The sequence below is a fragment of the Paenibacillus albidus genome, assembly GCF_014644435.1.
GTDB classification, from domain to species: Bacteria; Bacillota; Bacilli; order Paenibacillales; family Paenibacillaceae; genus Paenibacillus_AQ; species Paenibacillus_AQ albidus.
In genome coordinates this window covers 70,854-89,263 of the sequence record NZ_BMKR01000007.1, presented here as the reverse complement: position 1 = coordinate 89,263, position 18,410 = coordinate 70,854, and the positions used below count along the sequence as shown (strand labels likewise).

Below are 18,410 nucleotides of genomic sequence, written 5' to 3'. Positions count from 1 at the left end.
ATTTTTGTAACTTTTCCACGTTGTGCGGTTTTGCACTGACGTACAAACTGTGGTATAATTTTATACGTCGCAGGCAATGCCTGCTTTTTTCTTGATAATATCAGTAAGTATGAACATGGTTTGGCTTGCGTTTCTGATAATGCAGGCAAAGAGTGTTTGAGGAGGAATGCCCCGTTGGATAGGCAGGGTACACATTTTAATGACAGAATTAACGTCGCCATCGACGGACCTGCCGGGGCAGGCAAGAGTACTGTAGCCCGATTGGTAGCCCAGAAGCTGTCTTACATTTATGTCGACACGGGAGCAATGTACCGGGCAATTACCTGGTGGATGCTTCGTGAGAACATAACACCCGAGGATCAGAGCCAAGTGAACCGCAAGGTGCAGGATTTGGTGATGGAGCTGATTCCGGGAGAAGATCTGCAGAAGGTGTTGATTAATGGGGAAGACGTAACTCCGCATATCCGCAGTCTTGAGGTCAGCGGCCAAGTGTCGCAGTATTCGGGAATTGAGGGTGTACGTTCCAGGCTCAGCCACTTGCAGCGTCAGATGGCGCTTCGCAAAGGGGTTGTCATGGATGGCCGTGATATCGGAACGACCGTGCTTCCGGATGCCGAAGTGAAGATCTTCATGACAGCAAGCGTGGAGGAACGGGCTCTCCGCCGTTTTAACGAATTGAGAGGCAAGGAACAGGTGACTTTGCAGCAGCTGGAACAGGATATCGCCCGGCGGGACCGCTTGGATGAAGGGCGGGAAATTTCGCCGCTGCGTCGTGCCGAGGATGCCATTCTTCTGGATACGACTTTCATGGATATTCAGCAAGTTGTTGAGGCCATTGTGTCCCATTGCAGATCTCATGTGGACGGGGAGAGAAATCATTTATGATTTATGTTATTTGCCGAGGATTGCTTCGCTTGATTTACGCCATTCTTTTCCCTCTTAAGATTGTCGGGAAAGAGAATGTGCCGGAGGAAGGCGGGGTGCTGCTTTGCGCCAATCACATCAGTCTGTTTGATCCCATGACCATTGGGATCAAGCTGAAGCGCCAGGTCAGATATATGGCCAAGGCGGAACTGTTTGCTATTCCGGGACTCGGCTGGCTCATTACCAAAGTGGGTGCCTTTCCTGTCAAGCGTGGAGGCGTAAGCAAAGAATCCATTAAAACGGCCCTTAATACACTTCGCGGCGGCCACATCATGGGGATCTTTCCGGAAGGAACACGGAACTCTGATGCAGGATCGGCCAAGAAGGGTGCTGCAAGCTTTGCGCTTCGCAGCGGTGCAGCTGTTGTACCGGCTGCCATTGTCGGTTCCTACAAGCCTTTTCGGCGGATGACAGTCATCTATGGGGCTCCCATCGATCTCAGTTCATTCGAAGGAGCGGGTACCGAATCTCTGGAAGCGGTGACTGACCTGATTATGGAACGCATTCACGAGATGAGAAGGACCGGCAAGCCAACACTTAATTAAGCTTGGAACCATTGTTCTTGAAATAACGGCATAGCCGCTATTTTTTGGAACATACTATCTCTGATACAGTGATGGTATAATTTGCAGTAATGATTGTTTTGAACTCCGCTCTACGCGGGTTTAAATAAATGGGGTTTTGAATCGAGGAGGGTAATCACATGTCTGAAGAAACTAGAAATCAGGAAGCTGCGGATAACGCTCAGAACAACGAAACTGTGGAGTCCGCTGTGACAGAAGAACAGGGCACAGCAGCAGAAACCGTTGCCGCTAACGAAGAAGAAGTGACTAACCAAGAGGACTTGGAGATCATTTCTCTGAAAAAAGGCGATACCGTGAAAGGAACAATCGTCAAAATTGAAGATAACCAAGCTTATGTAAGCATTGGATATAAATACGACGGTGTGATTCCGATCCGCGAATTGTCCTCCGTACAACTGGACAACGCCGCAGCAGCGGTAGAGGTTGGACAGGAAGTAGAATGTAAAGTTGTCAGCATCAACGACAACAAAGAAAGCCTGGTGCTTTCCAAACGTGCGGTTGACAGCGAGAAATCATGGGAAGATCTTGAGAAGTATTTTGCTTCGCAGGAAGCTTTCGAAGTTACTGTGGCTGACGTTGTCAAAGGCGGACTTGTAGCCGATGTCGGCGCACGCGGATTCATTCCGGCTTCCATGGTGGAACGTCACTTCGTAGAAGATTTCAGTGATTACAAAGGCCGTACGCTGCGCGTCAAAGTCAAAGAACTTGACCGCGAGAACAGCAAGGTTATTCTTTCCGCCAAAGAAGTGCTGGAGGAAGAATTTGAAGCCAACAAGCTGAAGATTATGGCTGAGCTGTCCGAAGGCCAAATCATCGAAGGTACTGTTCAACGCCTTACCCAATTCGGCGCATTTGTTGATGTCGGCGGAGTTGATGGTCTGGTTCACGTGTCCGAGATTGCTTGGAACCACGTAGAGAAACCTTCCGATGTTGTCTCCGAAGGAGATAAAGTTCGCGTTAAAGTACTTAAGGTTGACCCTGAAAAAGGAAAAATCAGCCTGAGCATCAAGGCTGCTGCTCCAGGACCTTGGGATTCCGCTTCCGGTCAAATCAACATTGGCGATGTAGTTACAGGCGTAGTTAAACGCCTTGTGAACTTCGGTGCGTTCGTTGAATTGTTGCCTGGTGTTGAAGGTCTTGTACACATTTCGCAAATTTCCCACAAGCACATCGGTACTCCGCATGAAGTGCTTAAAGAAGGACAAGAGGTTCAAGTCAAAGTGCTTGATTTCAACCCGTCCGAGAAACGTGTCAGCCTGAGCATTAAAGAAACAGAAGAAGCTCCGGCTCCTTCGGCCAGACCTGAACGCAGCAACAGCAGAGACAGAGCGCCTAAAGAAGTGCTGAACAACCCTAATGTCTCGCTTAGCAATGAAGGACTTAGCTTTACACTTGCTGAACGTTTTGGCGACAAGCTGGACAAATTCAAGGGTAACAACTAATCCCTGATTAAACATACCGGGTAAAGTAATCGGCGAACCCTCAATACGGGGGTTCGCCGATTGTGTTTTCACTGTGTTAGCCAATTGTATTGTTTTTTGCTATGATGAGAAACGTAAGGAAGACAGGAGGAATGGAAATGGCAAGACCCGTAGTGGCAATCGTAGGGAGGCCTAACGTCGGTAAATCGACGATTTTTAATCGGCTGATTGGCGATAGATTGGCTATTGTAGAGGATAAGCCGGGGATTACACGTGACCGGATTTATGGAATTTCAGATTGGAACGGCAAGTCCTTCAGTGTTATTGACACCGGAGGGATCGAAATTGACGGTGATGATGCTATTCTGAAGTCTATCCGTGTTCAGGCGGAGCTGGCGATTGAAGAGGCAGATGTCATTGTATTTATGTGTGAAGCCAAAGCCGGATTGACGAGTTCCGATGAAGAGGTGGCGCAGATTCTGTTCCGTTCAGGCAAACCCATTGTCCTGGCGATCAACAAAGTAGACAATATGAAACGTGCCGATGATATTTACGAATTCTACAGTCTCGGATTCGGCGATCCGATCGGGATTTCCGGAAGTCACGGTACTGGACTAGGCGATTTGCTGGACGCGGTAACCGAACGTCTGCCGGAGCTGACCGACGATGAATATGATGAAGATGTTATTCGTGTGGCCCTGATCGGCCGGCCGAATGTGGGTAAATCCTCCTTGGTAAATGCCATCCTTGGGGAAGAACGGGTTATTGTAAGTGAGGTGGCAGGGACGACCCGTGATGCGATTGATACCCCTTTTGAGCGGGATGGACAACGTTATGTTCTGATTGATACGGCCGGAATGCGCAAACGCGGCAAAGTGTATGAGAACATTGAGAAATACAGTGTTATGCGGGCAATGCGCGCCATTGAACGGGCTGATGTGGTTCTCGTAGTCATTAACGGTGAAGAAGGGATCATTGATCAGGATAAGCATATTGCCGGTTATGCGCATGAAGCGGGCAAGGCTTCTATCTTTGTGGTGAACAAGTGGGATGTTGTTGAGAAAGATGACAAGACCATGCAGAACTTCGAGACAAAGATCCGTGACCATTTCTTGTTTATGAGCTATGCGCCAATTGTTTTTCTGTCCGCGCTGACCAAACAACGTCTGCAAAAGCTGCTTCCGGTTGTGCAGCATGTCTCTCAGCAGCACGCCTTGCGGATCACAACACATCTCATCAATGATGTTGTTTCGGATGCCATTGCCATCAACCCTCCACCTACGGATAAAGGACGCCGTCTGCGCATCAACTATGTAACTCAGGTTGCTGTGAAGCCGCCGACCATCGTTGTGTTTGTAAATGACCCTTCGTTGATGCACTTCTCTTATGAGCGGTACCTGGAGAACAAAATCCGGGCGGCATTTAATTTTGAGGGGACACCCATCCGTCTCTTTACACGGCGCAAATCCGAAAACGAAGGTTAGGGGAGAAACAGTGTGGCGTTAGATATTCTGGTTATCGTTGTAAGCTATTTGCTTGGCTCGGTCAGCTTTAGTGTGCTGTTTGCCAAGCTGCTGAAGGGGATCGACATTCGTCAACACGGAAGTGGAAATGCAGGGGCTACCAATACGCTGCGTGTGCTGGGAAAAGGTCCCGCCATACTGGTATTGCTGCTTGATGTTCTAAAAGGGATCGGTGCAGTTTGGCTGGGAACCTGGGCAGGGGGCTGGGATTCCTGGATAGCGGTATCCTGCGGAATCGCTGCGATTGTTGGACATAACTGGCCGCTCTATTTTCATTTCCGTGGCGGGAAAGGCATTGCTACAACGATCGGCGTTATGGCTACGCTTGCGTTATATCCTGCGCTGCTTGCCGGAATCCTCGCTATCGGCTCGATCTTTATTACCCGTTATGTATCGCTGGGTTCCCTGATTTTTGTAGCTTTGACACCTGTATTTCTGCTGTTCACCGATTTTGCAGGGCCTGTGCTCTGGACCAGCATCATTATCGCCATCTTTGCGTTCTGGCGGCATCGGACCAATATCGTGAAGATTGTTCAAGGCCGGGAGAACAAGATCGGCTCCAAAGCTAAAGGAGGGAACCGTGTTGTCTGATAAAGTTACCGTGCTTGTTGCGGGCAGTTGGGGGACTGCACTGGCCAGTGTGCTGGCAGCCAATCACCCGCAGGTTTATCTGTGGACACGCAACGCGGATCAGGCGGAAGAAATCAATACTTTACACACAAACCAGCAGTATTTGCCGGGTATTACCCTCCCTGCCAATATTACGGCTACGACTGATATGGAGACCGCGCTCACAGGCAGCAAAGCGGCCGTAATTGTTGCGCCATCCTCAGGCATGCGCCAGGTAGCACACAGCATGAAGCCGTTCTGGAAAGAAGATATGCTTTGTGTTCACGCCACCAAAGGTTTTGAGACAGAGAGCATGAAGCGGATGTCCACCGTGATCTCCGAGGAACTCGGCTGCAGCGAAGGTCAGATTGTAGTGCTCTCCGGACCCAGCCATGCCGAGGAAGTGGTGCGCCGCTGCCCGACAACGGTCGTTGTGGCTTCGCCGGATGACAAACGTGCTGCTGCGGTGCAGGAGTTGTTCATTAACAATGATTTTCGTGTCTACACGAACCGTGACTTGCTCGGTGTCGAGCTGGCGGGGGCGTTAAAGAATATTATCGCTCTCGGTGCGGGTCTCTCTGATGGTCTTGGATTCGGGGACAATGCCAAAGCAGCGCTGCTCACAAGGGGACTGGCTGAGATCTCCCGGGTCGGTGTCGAACTTGGGGCGAACCCGTTGACCTTCTCCGGACTAGCAGGAATTGGCGACTTGGTTGTTACCGCAACCAGCCAGCACAGCCGTAATTGGCGCGCAGGCTCTCTGCTGGGTCAAGGCAAACCGCTGCCTGAGGTGCTGGATTCCATGGGAATGGTTGTTGAAGGGATCCGTACTACGGAAGCGGCATACGCCATTTCTCTCAAGCTGGGCGTACAGATGCCGATTACCGATCAAATTTATCATGTGCTGTTCAAGGGAAGAACTCCGCTGGCAGCAGTAGAGGCTCTGATGGGACGGGACCGCAAGACGGAAATGGAGACGATCTCGCAGGAAACGTGGGAGCAGTGGCACTCCTGATCCTGTTCACCTTTTGCCTGAAATCCTCATATGCTGATCTTGGGGATTGACGGAGGAGGGATGAAAAGTGAGCAAGAATTTTTCCAAGGATGCCTTGAACGCCATCAACAAGAAGACGGGCAAAAACATTACGGAAGGTGCCGTCAAAAAGCTGGCCAGTACAGTTAAGCCAGGGACGACGCAGAATGAAGCCCAGCTCCGCCAGTTAATCAAGCAGGTGTCATCAATGGCCAAAGTACCGGTTAGCGAAGCAACGATTCAGGACATCGTCAACGCTGTGAAAAAAGGCGGTGCGACTTCCGGTACGATGGAGTCTCTGATGAAAATGATACTTAAAAAATAACTGTTGCCAGTGCTGGAACCAGAGTAAAAGAAGCGGAGCCGTTTTGGAACCCCGCAGGCTTTTACTCTTTTTTTGCGGATAACGCAGCATGTTCATGTTATAATAGATCCTATAATTTGCAGCTGAATGGGGGAACTTGAGGGCGATGGATCCGATGACAAAAATGTGGTTGTCCCTGATTGCGATTCTGGTGATGGGATTATCCGTATTCCTGATTACTTTTGCCCGCAGCAAGACCAAGGGCCTGCTTCGGGCCTTGCTGTCCGTGGTTGCTTTTGTCATCATGCTGATCGGGCTTCTGGGCGGAGTCGCTTCCATTATGTAAGCATTTACATCTATTGAGGCAGCAAATACGTTATACCGACATCTGTGGTTTCGACAGCCGATAGTAATCATGCATTAGGGCTTGAGATTGTACAGGAATGGGGCGTGACGATATGGCAGATGCGGGGATGTCCCTCGGCCTGCTGGCTGCGCTGCTTAGCGTAGCAGAGCTGTTAAGCTTCTCAAAGGAAAAGAATCCGCCTATATGGATGCTGGGTGGCAGCAGCGGTCTGCTGCTGCACAACGTGCCGTTAAGCTCGCCTCCGCGCGATATCGACTTGTACGCTGATCTGGCAGCTGCGGAACATCTGCATGGTGCGCTAAGCGCATATGCAGTAGGTGAGCCTGCTGCTGACTGGAGCAAGGGGTGTTACTCTCTGCGCAGCCACTACAGGGTTCAGGGGGTTGCAGTGGAGCTTGTGTGCGGCTTTCAGATCTCCTCCGGATTATCGAAGTATATCGTGGAGGTTGAGCGGTTGATGCAACATGCCCCACTGCAGGATTATTTCGGCTGTGGACCTGTGCGGCTGATGCCGCTAGCCCATGAGCTTGTATTCAATATGCTGCGTGGCCGTTCAGATCGATATGATCAGCTCGTAGACGTGATGAGCAGAGAACTGCCGCTGCACCTGCCGCTCCTGTGTGAGCTTATGCAGTACAACACCTGGGAGGCTACCCACATTCAGCGTCTGGAAGACTTGCTCTATCTGTCTCCACCCGGCGTTTGGCATAGAAGGAAGGAAGTCGATCATGAAACCGCAGCAAGGATTGACAGTAGTATTTGAGCCGACTGGGCGAAAGGCCGTGGTGCCGCGGGGGGTATCTTTACTTGAGGCTGCCCGCAAAGCAGGGGTAACGATTACGACCCGCTGCGGAGGCAAAGCCGGCTGCCTGATGTGCAAAGTGAAGCTGTCTGCGGCCGATGCTGCCGGTGTGAGGCCCCCGGGTGACATTGAACGGCGCAAGCTGGGAAGTGCACTGGACGAAGGTGTCCGGCTCGCCTGTCAGGCTGCTGTATGGGATGATGTGAACGTACAGGTGCCTGAAGACCCGCTCAAGGCAGCCGTGCGCCGCAAGCTTGAAGCAGCACGCCGTGGAGAAGAAGAGGAGTTGTGGTAGTATTCTTAATCAGACCAGAGGGGGGAGAATGAATTCGTGAAATACATAAGGCGTGAGTTCAAGCAGCGCATGCCGTTCTGGCTGCAGCTGTCCGTGCTCCTGCCGCTGGTTATCAGCCTGACAGGCTGCATGTATCAGGGAGAAGCGCAGCAATCAGGAGTGAACTACCGCGAAAGTGTAAAGCGGATCCAGGCCGCTGTGGATGATTATCAGCAAGAAGAAGGACTGCTCCCGATTCTTAACGCCGATGAAACGACACCGCGATATGAGAAGTTCCGGATAGATCTTAACAAACTGCAAGAACAAGGATATCTGGATGATCTCCCGGCCACAGCTTTTGAGAAGGGCGGCAGCGCCTATTTCCTGATCCTGGATGAAGAGACAGATCCTTCCGTAAAGGTGATGGACTTAATTACCGTCCAGAAGGTAAATGATGTTCAGCGTCAGGTCAATCGCTATAAATCAGCGCATGGCGGGGAGCTTCCGGCGAAAGAAGAGTTATACCCGGGGTTGTACACCATTGATGCCAAAGAGGCGGGTACAGATTCTATTACGCTTAACAGCGTGTATTCGGGCCAGCCCCTTGAGTTCATTATGGATCAAAAAGGCAATGTGTATGTTGATTACGTCTTTGATATTATGGCGGTCATTGATAAAAATGGGGGGGAACACCAGGAAAATGAGGATTTGCGGCTGGATCTGGAGCAGGCTTCTTATTATGTTCCCGTAAAATCCTTGCCTTATCTTTGGGTCAATGGCCAGCCCGTTCCACAGCCTCCCGGCTCCTAGGAATGTATAATCGGTATCACTGATCTGATACATGGATCTTGTTGAAGCAGAGCAGCGAATCTCCCGTAGCCCGGAGAATCGCTGCTCTTTCGTTATGGGTTATTCTCAGCTTGTTTCAGAAAATGTCCACTTAAAGTGCTTCCCAGTTGCCTACAGCAAAATCAAAAATGGGGATGTCCAGCAGCCCTTTCATGGCTTATGGGACAGTTCCATTTATCAAGCTTTATGTATACGGGAGCGTGGATGATAGGCCACTCCGTCTATCATTAAAAGGCAATTTCTATCTATAAATTCCGTTGTGGAGATCATTCTTGCCGGAAACTCGCCGTCAGTGAAATAATCCGCAAACACCTGTTCCATTTCAGGTAAATCACCGATATTCTTGAGTTGAACGTTTATCTTAACGACCTGCTCCAGAGAGGCACCAAGCTGCTGAAGAGTATCCTGCAAATGATTAAAGGCACTATGTATTTGCTCTGTCAAACTTTCCCCAAATCCCCTGTGAAAACCGATAAACACGTAATCTCCTACTTCAACTGCGGATGAATAGCTGAAGGCTGTTGTCACTCTTGTTACCATCTGTTCTTCTCCTTCAAAACTCCTGGGTTAAAAACTCACCGTAACCCCATTATAGAACAAGTGTTCCTGTATTGCAACTTCAGCTCTGAATCACCGGACCGTTCTACTATGATCCTTGCGGACATATGATGGATGAGAAGGCTTCCGGGTACCCGGGGAGACTGGTGCCGCGCAACTTTGATATTTTGAAATAACCGTTCAATTTGCGTGATTTCAGGTCATAAATTCGTCCCGGATACATATGATGATACTAGTCCAAATGCATGTCCGAGCATTCGGAGTTTAGTGCGGGATGGAAGGATTTTGCGGCCATAAAGCGCTAAGCTTCCCAGCGGGCATACGATAGGTCCGGTTAGTGTCCTGAAAAGGTCATGATTACCGGCGGAACGCGAAGTCGATGCTCTTCAGGCATTTTTTCTTCGGAGTAATATGAGGAGGGGATCTCTTTTGGAAAAAGTGGATATTTTCAAGGACATTGCCGAGCGTACCGGCGGAGACATTTATCTTGGCGTCGTCGGCGCGGTTCGCACGGGAAAATCGACATTTATCAAGCGCTTCATGGAAACAATCGTATTGCCCAATATTACGAGCGAGTCCGACCGTGTAAGGGCTGTAGATGAGCTTCCGCAAAGTGCAGCCGGCAAAACGATTATGACAACAGAGCCGAAGTTCGTCCCTAACAATGCCGTTCAGATCAAGGTTGCGGAAGGGCTTGAGGTCAACGTCCGGCTGGTGGACTGTGTCGGGTATGCAGTGGAAGGCGCCAAAGGGTATGAGGATGAAAATGGTCCGCGTATGATCTCTACGCCGTGGTTTGAAGATCCGATTCCGTTTCAAGAGGCGGCGGAGATTGGTACACGCAAAGTCATTCAGGAACATTCCACATTGGGTGTTGTAGTGACTACAGACGGTACGATAGCCGAAATCCCGCGCAGTTCTTATGTGGATTCTGAGGAACGCGTCATTGCGGAGCTGAAGGAAGTTGGCAAGCCGTTTGTGCTGGTAATCAACTCGACCCGGCCGCGCAGTGAAGAGGTGCAGCAGCTGCGCAGCGAGCTTGCCCTTAAATACGATATTCCCGTCATGACACTCAGTGCGGCGAATATGACTGAAGACGATGTTACCGGTGTGCTGCGTGAAGTGTTGTATGAATTCCCGGTTCATGAAGTCAACGTGAACCTGCCAAGCTGGGTAATGGTGCTAGGCGAAAATCATTGGCTGCGCAGCAGCTATGAGAATTCTGTCCGGGACACTGTAAAAGATATCCGCCGTCTGCGCGATGTGGATCGGCTGGTAGCCCAGTTTACGGAATATGATTTCATCGACAGGGCCGGTCTCAGCGGAATGAATATGGGCCAGGGTGTTGCAGAAATTGATCTGTATGCCCCGGAAGAACTGTATGATCAGGTGCTTATGGAGGTCGTGGGTGTTGAGATCCGCGGCAAGGACCACCTGCTGCAGCTGATGCAGGAATTCTCCCATGCCAAACGGGAATATGACCGCTTCTCGGAAGCGCTTGAAATGGTCAAGACTACCGGTTATGGCATTGCGGCACCGTCCCTTGCCGAAATGGCGCTCGATGAACCGGAGCTGATCCGGCAGGGCTCCCGCTTCGGGGTCCGTCTGAAGGCGACCGCACCGTCGATCCATATGATACGGGTGGATGTCGAGTCCGAATTCTCGCCGATTATTGGAACGGAAAAGCAAAGTGAAGAGCTGGTCCGTTACTTGATGCAGGATTTTGAGAAAGACCCGATCAAGATTTGGGAATCGGATATCTTTGGACGTTCACTGCACTCTATTGTGCGGGAAGGCATTCAGGGCAAAATCGCCATGATGCCGGATAATGCACGCTACAAGCTGCAAGAGACGCTGGGCCGGATCATCAACGAGGGCTCGGGCGGACTGATTGCCATCATTCTTTAACGGGATTGGCTTCTATTATTACCAAAGAGCGGGAGGAATCCCGCTCTTTGTGCTGTTTCAAAAAAGGGGCGGGATCTTTATGAATCTTGCATGATATCTGCATGTTTTAAAGAATAACCGTTGTTATAGGTCCATCAAATTAGTCGAATCTGCAAGGAAGAATAATACTTTCTGCTCCTTTTTTAAGTAACGCCTTGAAATTATGGATGGGCTGTATTACTATAAGTTTGTTGCGCTTCAGGGTGTATGGGCGCCATTGTCTAGTAATAAACGGGATTATCACGTATATTTTACGTTTAAACGGAAAGAGTGAATGATACCGGAAATTTGCCCAGGGAGGTGAGAATACATGAATAAATCAGATTTGATCAATGTAGTTACAGAAGCTACTGAACTTCCCAAGAAAGATGCTACTAAAGCGGTAGATGCCGTTTTCGAAGCGATCACGGGAGCTCTGCAAAGCGGTGACAAAGTGCAACTGGTTGGCTTCGGAAACTTTGAAGTGCGCGAACGTTCCGCACGCAAAGGCCGCAACCCGCAAACCGGTGAAGAAATCGAAATTCCTTCAAGCAAGGTACCTGCTTTTAAACCAGGTAAAGCGCTTAAAGACGGAATCAAATAAAGATTTCTACATATCGTTCCCATAGTCTTTGTTTGAAACAACTATGCCGCCCTCTAGAGGCGGCATTTGTTTTTGAGGCAGCATGCAGGGCATGTTTCAATATGTTCAGAGGAGGATCAGAGATGACGGAGAATAAGAATGGCGGAAATCCGCTTCCGGTGGACAGCGACTATATTGTGGTTAAGGCCAAGGAGAATGGTGTACAGGTCATAGGGCTTACCCGGGGTCATGATACACGGTTTCATCATATGGAGAAGCTGGATAAAGGCGAGGTGCTTTTTGCCCAATTTACCGATCATACCTCCGCGATAAAGATCCGCGGCAAGGCTGAGATATGGAGTAAGCACGGGCAACTGGAGAGCGACAGCTGAAAAGCAGGCATAGCCTGCTTTTTTTAAAATATAATGTTCTATGGGCTTGACTCCAGCAGGGACTTGTCTTCCAAACGGTTGGTATAAATGGGTAAAGAGCGGAAACGATGAGTAAGGGGGTGTGTCGATGAACCGGGCTTGGTGGATCGGAGCTGCGGCGCTTATGGCTGCTGCCTCGGCAGCAGTCCTGCCGAAGCTGGCCGATCTGGATGCCGCCGTGCGGCAGCAGTACGGGACGGTAGAGGTTTTTACGGACGGCAGCTACACGGTGCTTGAAGACGACAACCTGGTGGATGCGCTGGGGGCATATCCCTTTACTTTAGCGATAGGAAGTGCGGGCTGGAAGAACGGTGTGCTGTCGCTGGATCTTAAGGTCACCGGCAATGACCATGAGCCGGCTGAACTGTACCGAAATATGGCCGGGGCCATTTCCTTTGCCTTTGAAGAGACGGACAACGTCAATCAGCTTTTGCTGCGCCTTGTTGCCGACGACAAATGGCTGGGTACACGCCGGCTGCTGCTGGCTGCGGATATCCGGCGCAGAGAATGGACCCGAGCCCTGCAGGAAGAGCTTGCTGCTGCCGGAAATGTCCGTTTGCCCGAACGGCTGAAGACCCGCTTCCGGATTAGCGAAAGCGAGCTGTGGATCAATCAGTTCATTTCTCCCTGAACTGGGTAAAAGAAACTAGAATGCGCTATCGTGCGTGACCAAAAAACATGTGATATAATAGACAAGATTGTGAACAAAGAAATTGTCATGATGTCAATGGCTTCGGAGGCTGAAATGAAACCGTACCGCATACCGCAACTGGCTAAACCCTACACCGACTACGACATGATTCAGCGGCACACGGAATTGCCGCCGTTTTCTGATGGCCGGGGTCATTTGTTATATATTTTTCTGAATCACGGCTCTGCGGCCGCAGTGCGCAATGGAGAGCTGTACACTCTGGTAACAGCCCTTGTGCAGCTTGGGCTCGACACGCACGAAGCCATTGACCGGTCCGGCGGCGAACCGGGGGGCGATCCTATGCGCTCCCGCCAGCTGAAGGTACTGGCCGGGGATTATTTCAGCAGCTGGTTCTATCAGCTGCTGGCCAAACGCGAACAGATTGAAATGGTTGGAGTCCTAAGTACGGCCATTGCCGATTTCAATGTGATGAAGGCCGGTCTTTATACCAAGATGAAGGCTATGGTTCTCTCCGCTGAACAATACTTGCGGCACACGGTACAGCTGAATATGCGGCTGTTCCTTTCTTTTACTCCGATGATTGAGGAATCGCTCGCTGAAGTCTGGGAGAAGCTGCTTGCCGAGTTCAGCCAGTGTGAGACTGTGATCCTGGAGCTTGCCCGCAGCAATGATCCTGCAAGCGCTCAACAGGGTTATTGTTACTGGAAAATGCTTGAGGCAGCAACAGAGGATGAGCTTGCTCTGCTGCGCGACAAGAATATTGATCCTAAGGATTGGAAGAAACTGAAGATGAAGTATAAGTGCGATTCCCTGCTGACGGACAAGCTGCATCATTCCGTCCAGTCCATTCAGGGACTGCTGCAGGGCTTGAAAGACGAGAATCTGATTCGAGAGCTGGGAGCTTTACTGGACCGCTTCCTTCTGCAGATGAAAATTTCCGGACAAGCAGCCGTGGAGGGGTAACCAAATGACGATGGACAAAACGCCCGCTGCTGTGGGCGATAACAGCACGAAACCGAAAGAGCAGTTTGTGCATTCTGTATTCGAAAGCATCGCCGGCAAATATGATCTGATGAATGACATTCTCAGCTTCCGCCGTCATAAGGCCTGGCGCAAATTCACGATGAAGAAGATGGAGATGAAGTTGGGCGATTCCGCTGTGGATTTGTGCTGCGGGACCTGCGACTGGAGTATTGCCTTGGCGGAGGCAAGCAAAACAGGCACCGTCATGGGGCTTGATTTCAGTGCAGGCATGTTAGAGGTAGGGCGGCGCAAGGTGCAGGACCGCAACCTTCAGGACCGGATCTCACTCGTGCAGGGCAACGCCATGGAACTGCCTTTCGGCGACAATTCCTTCGACTATGCCACGATCGGCTTCGGACTGCGCAATGTGCCTGATCCGGTTCAGGTATTGCACGAGATGAAGAGAGTCGTCAAGCCTGGCGGGATGGTAGTCTGTCTGGAGCTTTCCAAGCCGATGAAGCAGCCCTTTAAAGGGATTTATTATTTCTACTTTCAGCGTGTGCTTCCCTTGCTGGGAAAATTATTCGCCAAGAGGTATGAGCAGTATAAATGGCTGCCTGAATCCCTGGCTTTATTCCCTGACCGGGAACAGCTGGCAGCTATCTTTCGTGAAACCGGACTGCAGAGAGTGGAATCGTTCCCCTTGACCGGAGGCATCGCAGCATTACATATTGGGCTCAAGGAGAACTCGGATGTTTAAGAAAATTGGTATTTTTCTGCAAATGATTAAATTTGAACACACGGTATTTGCTTTACCGTTCGCTTTCATGGGTGCGCTGCTCGGTTCCGTCGTGATGTTCGGCTCATTGCCCTCCTGGGGGCAGATTGGCTGGATTGTAATGGCGATGTTCGGCGCCCGTAGTGCGGCGATGGGACTCAACCGGCTAATTGACCGGATCAGCGATGCGAAGAATCCACGGACCGCCGGAAGAGCTATCCCCGCAGGGCTGCTCAAAGTCGGAGAGGTCATTATATTTATTGCGGTTTCCTTTTTCCTGCTCTTTTGGGCAGCTATCAAGCTGAATCCGTTATCCGTCAAGCTGCTGCCGATCGCAGTCTTTTTGCTTGTTCTTTATTCTTTTACAAAGCGGTTTACCTGGGCCTGCCATATCATTCTCGGGCTTACCATCGCACTCGCCCCTTTGGGCGGCTGGGTGGCAGTAACCGGCAGTGTGGACTGGACCTCCATGGTCTTTTACTTCACGATCGTATTTTGGACCGCCGGGTTTGATATTATCTATTCCTGTCAGGATGTTGAGTTTGACAAAAAGGAAGGTTTGTATTCGATTCCGGTCCGTTTCGGGGTGGCCCGTTCCCTGGCGATTGCCCGTGTGTTCCATGTTCTGACGGGGGCAGGGTTCGTATCGCTGCTGTTCATTACAGATCTCAGCTGGTGGTATGTGGCCGGTATGCTCATAGCTTATATTATTCTTTTTTACGAGCATTATATTGTCTCCCCCAATGACCTCAGCCGTTTACAAACCGCTTTTTTCACTATGAATGGTGTACTGAGCATTGTGGTATTCTCTTTTACTCTGATTGACCTGGTGGTGCAGTTTCACAAATGACCAATCCCAGACCCAAACACATGGTAGTAGGAATTACGGGAGCCAGCGGGGCCATTTACGGAATCCGCCTGGTCGAAACCCTCTTGTCCCTTGAATATACGGTACATTTGGTGGTGAGTCATGCCGGCTGGCGCGTTTTTAAAGAAGAATTGGGTTATGGGGTCTCTGACCGGGAAGAGTTTTTGAACGCGAAGTTCAAAGACTATCCCGGTTCTCTGCATTATCACCCTATTGCGGATATCGGCGCTTCGATCGCCAGCGGCTCTTTTCGGGTGGAGGGGATGATTATTATGCCGTGCTCCATGGGTACATTGTCCGCTGTCGCTAGCGGAGCCTCCGATAACCTGATGACCCGTGCTGCCGATGTGATGCTGAAGGAGGGCCGTCCCCTGGTGCTGGTGCCCCGTGAGACACCACTGCATGCGATCCATCTGGAGAACATGCTGAAGTTGTCCCGCCTCGGTGTCCGGATGATCCCGGCGATGCCGGCTTTTTACTTTGGACCGCAAAGCATAGATGATCTTGTCGGCTTTCTGGTTGGCAAGGTGCTGGACAGTCTGAATATAGAACATACTTTATTTCGCAGATGGGGGGAGTAGGGATGTATTCCGACGGACCTACCATTATCGGTAAAATCAGCTATACCAACTCCTGGCCGGTATTTCACAATTTTCATCCCTCTTCCCTGAAGGTTCCCGCAGTGATGGTGAGCGAGGTGCCGGCCGTTCTTAACCGGGGGATGAGCGATGGCAGCATTCATGTAGGTGCCTTGTCATCCTTCGCATATGCCCTGGCCAGCGAACGGCTGCTGCTGTTGCCAAATCTGTCTGTCAGTGCGGCTGGGGCCGTGAAATCCATTTTGCTGTTCTCGAAGGCACCGCTTGAGCGAATCGCTAATGGAACTATTGCGGTTACAAATACTTCCGCCACTTCAGTGAATCTGTTAAAGATTCTGATGGAGAAGGCAATGCAAGGCAAACCCGAGTATATTAGTGCCGACCCCGATCTGGATGCTATGATGGAGCAGGCGGATGCCTGTCTGCTGATCGGTGACAGTGCGATCAGAGCCTCTTGGCAGAATCAAGGCTACATAGTAACGGATCTCGGCGCGATGTGGAAGGAATGGACCGGCCTTGGCATGACCTTTGCGGTCTGGGCGGTGAATAGGGAAGCGGCGCGCGTGAAGCCGGAAGCCATTACTGAGATCGCTGAGGCTTTTGCCGAGAGCAAAGCCCGCGGCCTGCGTTCTCTGACTCCGATTATCGCTGCCGCTCGCTCCGCCATCGGAGGGACGGAGGCCTACTGGCAAGAGTACTTCCGCAATTTATGTTATGATTTTGAAGAAAGGCAGCAGGAAGGTCTGAACCTCTATTTCCGCTATGCCTATGAGATGGGCCTGCTGCCGCAGGAAGTGAAGATGGAGCTTTGGAGCAACAATCTGCTGACACGGGTGAAAGAATGAAACGACTGCAAATGTTCGGATTGTTGAATAAAGATATGGACCAGATCGAAAAAGAGCTGTACCGCAGCGTCCAGGGTGATGATGAGCTGTTGACGGAAACTTCCATGCACCTGCTGAAGGCAGGCGGAAAGAGGCTGCGCCCGGTGTTTGTGCTGATGGGCGGCAAATTCGGAACCTACGATTTGGAGAAGCTCAAACGTGTTGCCGTGCCCCTGGAGCTGATCCACAGTGCTTCACTTGTACATGACGACGTCATCGACGATGCAGAGCTCCGGCGCGGGGAACCGACCGTGAAGGCGAAGTGGGGCGACAAAATCGCCATGTATACAGGTGACTACATCTATGCAAAAGCGCTGGTGATGACTACCGAGCTGAAAAATCCGCGGATACACCAGATTTTGTCCAAAGCCATGGTGGAAATGTCCATCGGAGAGATGGAGCAGATTCGTGATTTTTTCAACAGCGAGCAAAGTGTCCGTCACTACCTGCGGCGGATCCGCCGCAAAACGGCACTGCTGATAGCCGTCAGCTGCGAACTTGGCGCGCTCGCTGCCGAAGCGGAGCCCCGTGTGGCACGGCTGCTCTATAATTACGGGTATAACGTTGGCATGGCGTTTCAGATCCGTGATGATCTGCTCGATCTTTCCGGGACGGAGAAACAGATCGGCAAACCGCCGGGCAGCGATATGCGGCAGGGCAATATCACGCTGCCTGTAATTTACAGCCTTGAAGATCACAGGCTGCGTTCCTCGCTGCTTGAGGAGCTAAGCTTTATCCGTGCAGGCGAACGCACTGTAGGCCGGGCCATCGACCTGATTCTGTCGGGGGAGGGGGTCGCCCGTTCCGAAGAATTGGCTACCCGCTATATTAACAAAGCGCTGGCTGCACTGGATCAGCTTCCCAATAACCGGACGAAGCGCAATTTGCGGGACATCGCTTTTTTTGTCACAGGCAGGGCGTATTAGCAACCTCCGAATATTAAGCGTTCACAGGAGGCCGTGTTTCTGGTAAGATATCGTAAAACCCATCATTCGTAAGAGAAAATGGAGAGTGAGCCGATGGAAAAGACGTATCTGATGATTAAGCCGGACGGTGTACAACGGGGACTAATCGGGCGCATTGTCGCGCGTCTCGAGGATAAGGGCTTCAAGCTAGTGGCTGCGAAGCTGATTCGCGTCACAGAAGAACAGGCAAAACGTCATTATGCGGAGCATGAGGGCAAGGATTTTTTCCCGGAGCTGGTAGCCTTTATTACTTCGGGCCCTGTGTTTGCGATGGTATGGGAAGGGGACGATGTCGTTGCCTTATCCCGTATGCTGATTGGCAAAACCAAGGTGGGCGAAGCCCTTCCGGGAACGATACGCGGCGATTTTGCCAGCCATACCCCGCTTAACCTGATTCATGGATCTGACTCGCCGGAGAGTGCGCAACGGGAAATTGCCAATTTCTTCGCTCCGGATGAACTGACCGAATACAACAAGGATATTGCAATTTGGACTTAGGTCTGGCAGGAGGCA

Annotated in this window: 23 protein-coding genes; 22 read left to right on the top strand and 1 reads right to left on the bottom strand. The window is 50.9% G+C overall.

The window, feature by feature from the left end; translation table 11 throughout:
- Window positions 1–174 precede the first annotated feature (174 nt).
- From cmk to IEY53_RS10065, 11 genes are all read left to right on the top strand, one after another.
- A complete protein-coding gene (gene cmk / locus IEY53_RS10115; RefSeq protein ID WP_189024517.1) occupies window positions 175–885 on the top strand; it encodes a (d)CMP kinase in 711 nt (236 codons plus the stop codon).
- A complete protein-coding gene (locus IEY53_RS10110; protein ID WP_189024515.1) occupies window positions 882–1,469 on the top strand; it encodes a lysophospholipid acyltransferase family protein in 588 nt (195 codons plus the stop codon). Before cmk ends, IEY53_RS10110 begins: the two co-directional genes overlap by 4 nt.
- Before the next feature lie 158 nt (window positions 1,470–1,627).
- The gene (gene rpsA / locus IEY53_RS10105; RefSeq protein ID WP_229696075.1) at window positions 1,628–2,950 is read left to right on the top strand and encodes a 30S ribosomal protein S1; all 1,323 of its coding nucleotides are present in this window, start codon (window positions 1,628–1,630) and stop codon (window positions 2,948–2,950) included.
- A gap of 137 nt (window positions 2,951–3,087) precedes the next feature.
- Window positions 3,088–4,413, top strand: a complete 1,326-nt coding sequence (gene der / locus IEY53_RS10100; protein WP_189024513.1) for a ribosome biogenesis GTPase Der — start codon at window positions 3,088–3,090, stop codon at window positions 4,411–4,413.
- 12 nt (window positions 4,414–4,425) lie between these two features.
- The gene (plsY, locus tag IEY53_RS10095) at window positions 4,426–5,043 is read left to right on the top strand and encodes a glycerol-3-phosphate 1-O-acyltransferase PlsY (protein ID WP_189024511.1); all 618 of its coding nucleotides are present in this window, start codon (window positions 4,426–4,428) and stop codon (window positions 5,041–5,043) included.
- On the top strand, window positions 5,036–6,076 hold the full coding sequence (locus IEY53_RS10090) for an NAD(P)H-dependent glycerol-3-phosphate dehydrogenase (protein ID WP_189024509.1): 1,041 nt from the start codon (window positions 5,036–5,038) through the stop codon (window positions 6,074–6,076). Before plsY ends, IEY53_RS10090 begins: the two co-directional genes overlap by 8 nt.
- A gap of 67 nt (window positions 6,077–6,143) precedes the next feature.
- Window positions 6,144–6,419 (top strand): stage VI sporulation protein F, encoded by a 276-nt coding sequence (locus IEY53_RS10085; RefSeq protein ID WP_189024507.1) that lies wholly within the window; start codon window positions 6,144–6,146, stop codon window positions 6,417–6,419.
- 154 nt (window positions 6,420–6,573) lie between these two features.
- Window positions 6,574–6,744 (top strand): DUF2768 family protein, encoded by a 171-nt coding sequence (locus IEY53_RS10080; protein WP_373293832.1) that lies wholly within the window; start codon window positions 6,574–6,576, stop codon window positions 6,742–6,744.
- A gap of 112 nt (window positions 6,745–6,856) precedes the next feature.
- A complete protein-coding gene (locus IEY53_RS10075) occupies window positions 6,857–7,528 on the top strand; it encodes a nucleotidyltransferase family protein (RefSeq protein WP_189024503.1) in 672 nt (223 codons plus the stop codon).
- On the top strand, window positions 7,494–7,862 hold the full coding sequence (locus tag IEY53_RS10070; protein ID WP_189024501.1) for a 2Fe-2S iron-sulfur cluster-binding protein: 369 nt from the start codon (window positions 7,494–7,496) through the stop codon (window positions 7,860–7,862). The genes IEY53_RS10075 and IEY53_RS10070 overlap by 35 nt, the downstream gene beginning before the upstream one ends.
- A gap of 36 nt (window positions 7,863–7,898) precedes the next feature.
- Complete coding sequence (locus IEY53_RS10065) at window positions 7,899–8,651, top strand: YphF family lipoprotein (protein WP_229696074.1); 753 nt, start codon at window positions 7,899–7,901, stop codon at window positions 8,649–8,651.
- Between the two features lie 216 nt (window positions 8,652–8,867).
- Here the strand turns inward: IEY53_RS10065 and IEY53_RS10060 are convergent, their stop codons facing one another.
- Window positions 8,868–9,230: a RidA family protein gene (locus IEY53_RS10060; protein WP_189024499.1), complete on the bottom strand. Its 363-nt coding sequence runs from the start codon at window positions 9,228–9,230 to the stop codon at window positions 8,868–8,870.
- Window positions 9,231–9,677: 447 nt separating this feature from the next.
- Between IEY53_RS10060 and spoIVA the strand changes: the two genes are divergently transcribed.
- From spoIVA to ndk, 11 genes are all read left to right on the top strand, one after another.
- Complete coding sequence (gene spoIVA, locus IEY53_RS10055) at window positions 9,678–11,156, top strand: stage IV sporulation protein A (RefSeq protein ID WP_189024497.1); 1,479 nt, start codon at window positions 9,678–9,680, stop codon at window positions 11,154–11,156.
- 349 nt (window positions 11,157–11,505) lie between these two features.
- A complete protein-coding gene (hbs, locus tag IEY53_RS10050; RefSeq protein WP_019909963.1) occupies window positions 11,506–11,778 on the top strand; it encodes a non-specific DNA-binding protein Hbs in 273 nt (90 codons plus the stop codon).
- 122 nt (window positions 11,779–11,900) lie between these two features.
- A complete protein-coding gene (gene mtrB / locus IEY53_RS10045; RefSeq protein WP_189024495.1) occupies window positions 11,901–12,149 on the top strand; it encodes a trp RNA-binding attenuation protein MtrB in 249 nt (82 codons plus the stop codon).
- A 127-nt stretch (window positions 12,150–12,276) separates the two neighbouring features.
- Complete coding sequence (locus IEY53_RS10040) at window positions 12,277–12,819, top strand: hypothetical protein (protein ID WP_189024493.1); 543 nt, start codon at window positions 12,277–12,279, stop codon at window positions 12,817–12,819.
- A 69-nt stretch (window positions 12,820–12,888) separates the two neighbouring features.
- Window positions 12,889–13,803 carry a heptaprenyl diphosphate synthase component 1 gene (locus tag IEY53_RS10035; protein ID WP_229696073.1) on the top strand — a complete coding sequence of 305 codons (915 nt, stop codon included), beginning with the start codon at window positions 12,889–12,891 and terminating at the stop codon, window positions 13,801–13,803.
- A gap of 4 nt (window positions 13,804–13,807) precedes the next feature.
- Entirely contained in the window at window positions 13,808–14,563 is a 756-nt protein-coding gene (locus IEY53_RS10030) for a demethylmenaquinone methyltransferase (RefSeq protein WP_189024491.1), read from the top strand.
- The gene (locus IEY53_RS10025) at window positions 14,556–15,431 is read left to right on the top strand and encodes a UbiA-like polyprenyltransferase (RefSeq protein WP_189024489.1); all 876 of its coding nucleotides are present in this window, start codon (window positions 14,556–14,558) and stop codon (window positions 15,429–15,431) included. The genes IEY53_RS10030 and IEY53_RS10025 overlap by 8 nt, the downstream gene beginning before the upstream one ends.
- Window positions 15,428–16,030 (top strand): UbiX family flavin prenyltransferase, encoded by a 603-nt coding sequence (locus IEY53_RS10020; protein WP_189024487.1) that lies wholly within the window; start codon window positions 15,428–15,430, stop codon window positions 16,028–16,030. Before IEY53_RS10025 ends, IEY53_RS10020 begins: the two co-directional genes overlap by 4 nt.
- 2 nt (window positions 16,031–16,032) lie before the next feature.
- Entirely contained in the window at window positions 16,033–16,893 is an 861-nt protein-coding gene (locus tag IEY53_RS10015) for a menaquinone biosynthetic enzyme MqnA/MqnD family protein (protein WP_189024486.1), read from the top strand.
- Window positions 16,890–17,858 (top strand): polyprenyl synthetase family protein, encoded by a 969-nt coding sequence (locus IEY53_RS10010; protein WP_189024484.1) that lies wholly within the window; start codon window positions 16,890–16,892, stop codon window positions 17,856–17,858. The genes IEY53_RS10015 and IEY53_RS10010 overlap by 4 nt, the downstream gene beginning before the upstream one ends.
- 93 nt (window positions 17,859–17,951) lie before the next feature.
- Window positions 17,952–18,395 (top strand): nucleoside-diphosphate kinase, encoded by a 444-nt coding sequence (gene ndk / locus IEY53_RS10005; protein ID WP_189024482.1) that lies wholly within the window; start codon window positions 17,952–17,954, stop codon window positions 18,393–18,395.
- Window positions 18,396–18,410 lie beyond the last annotated feature (15 nt).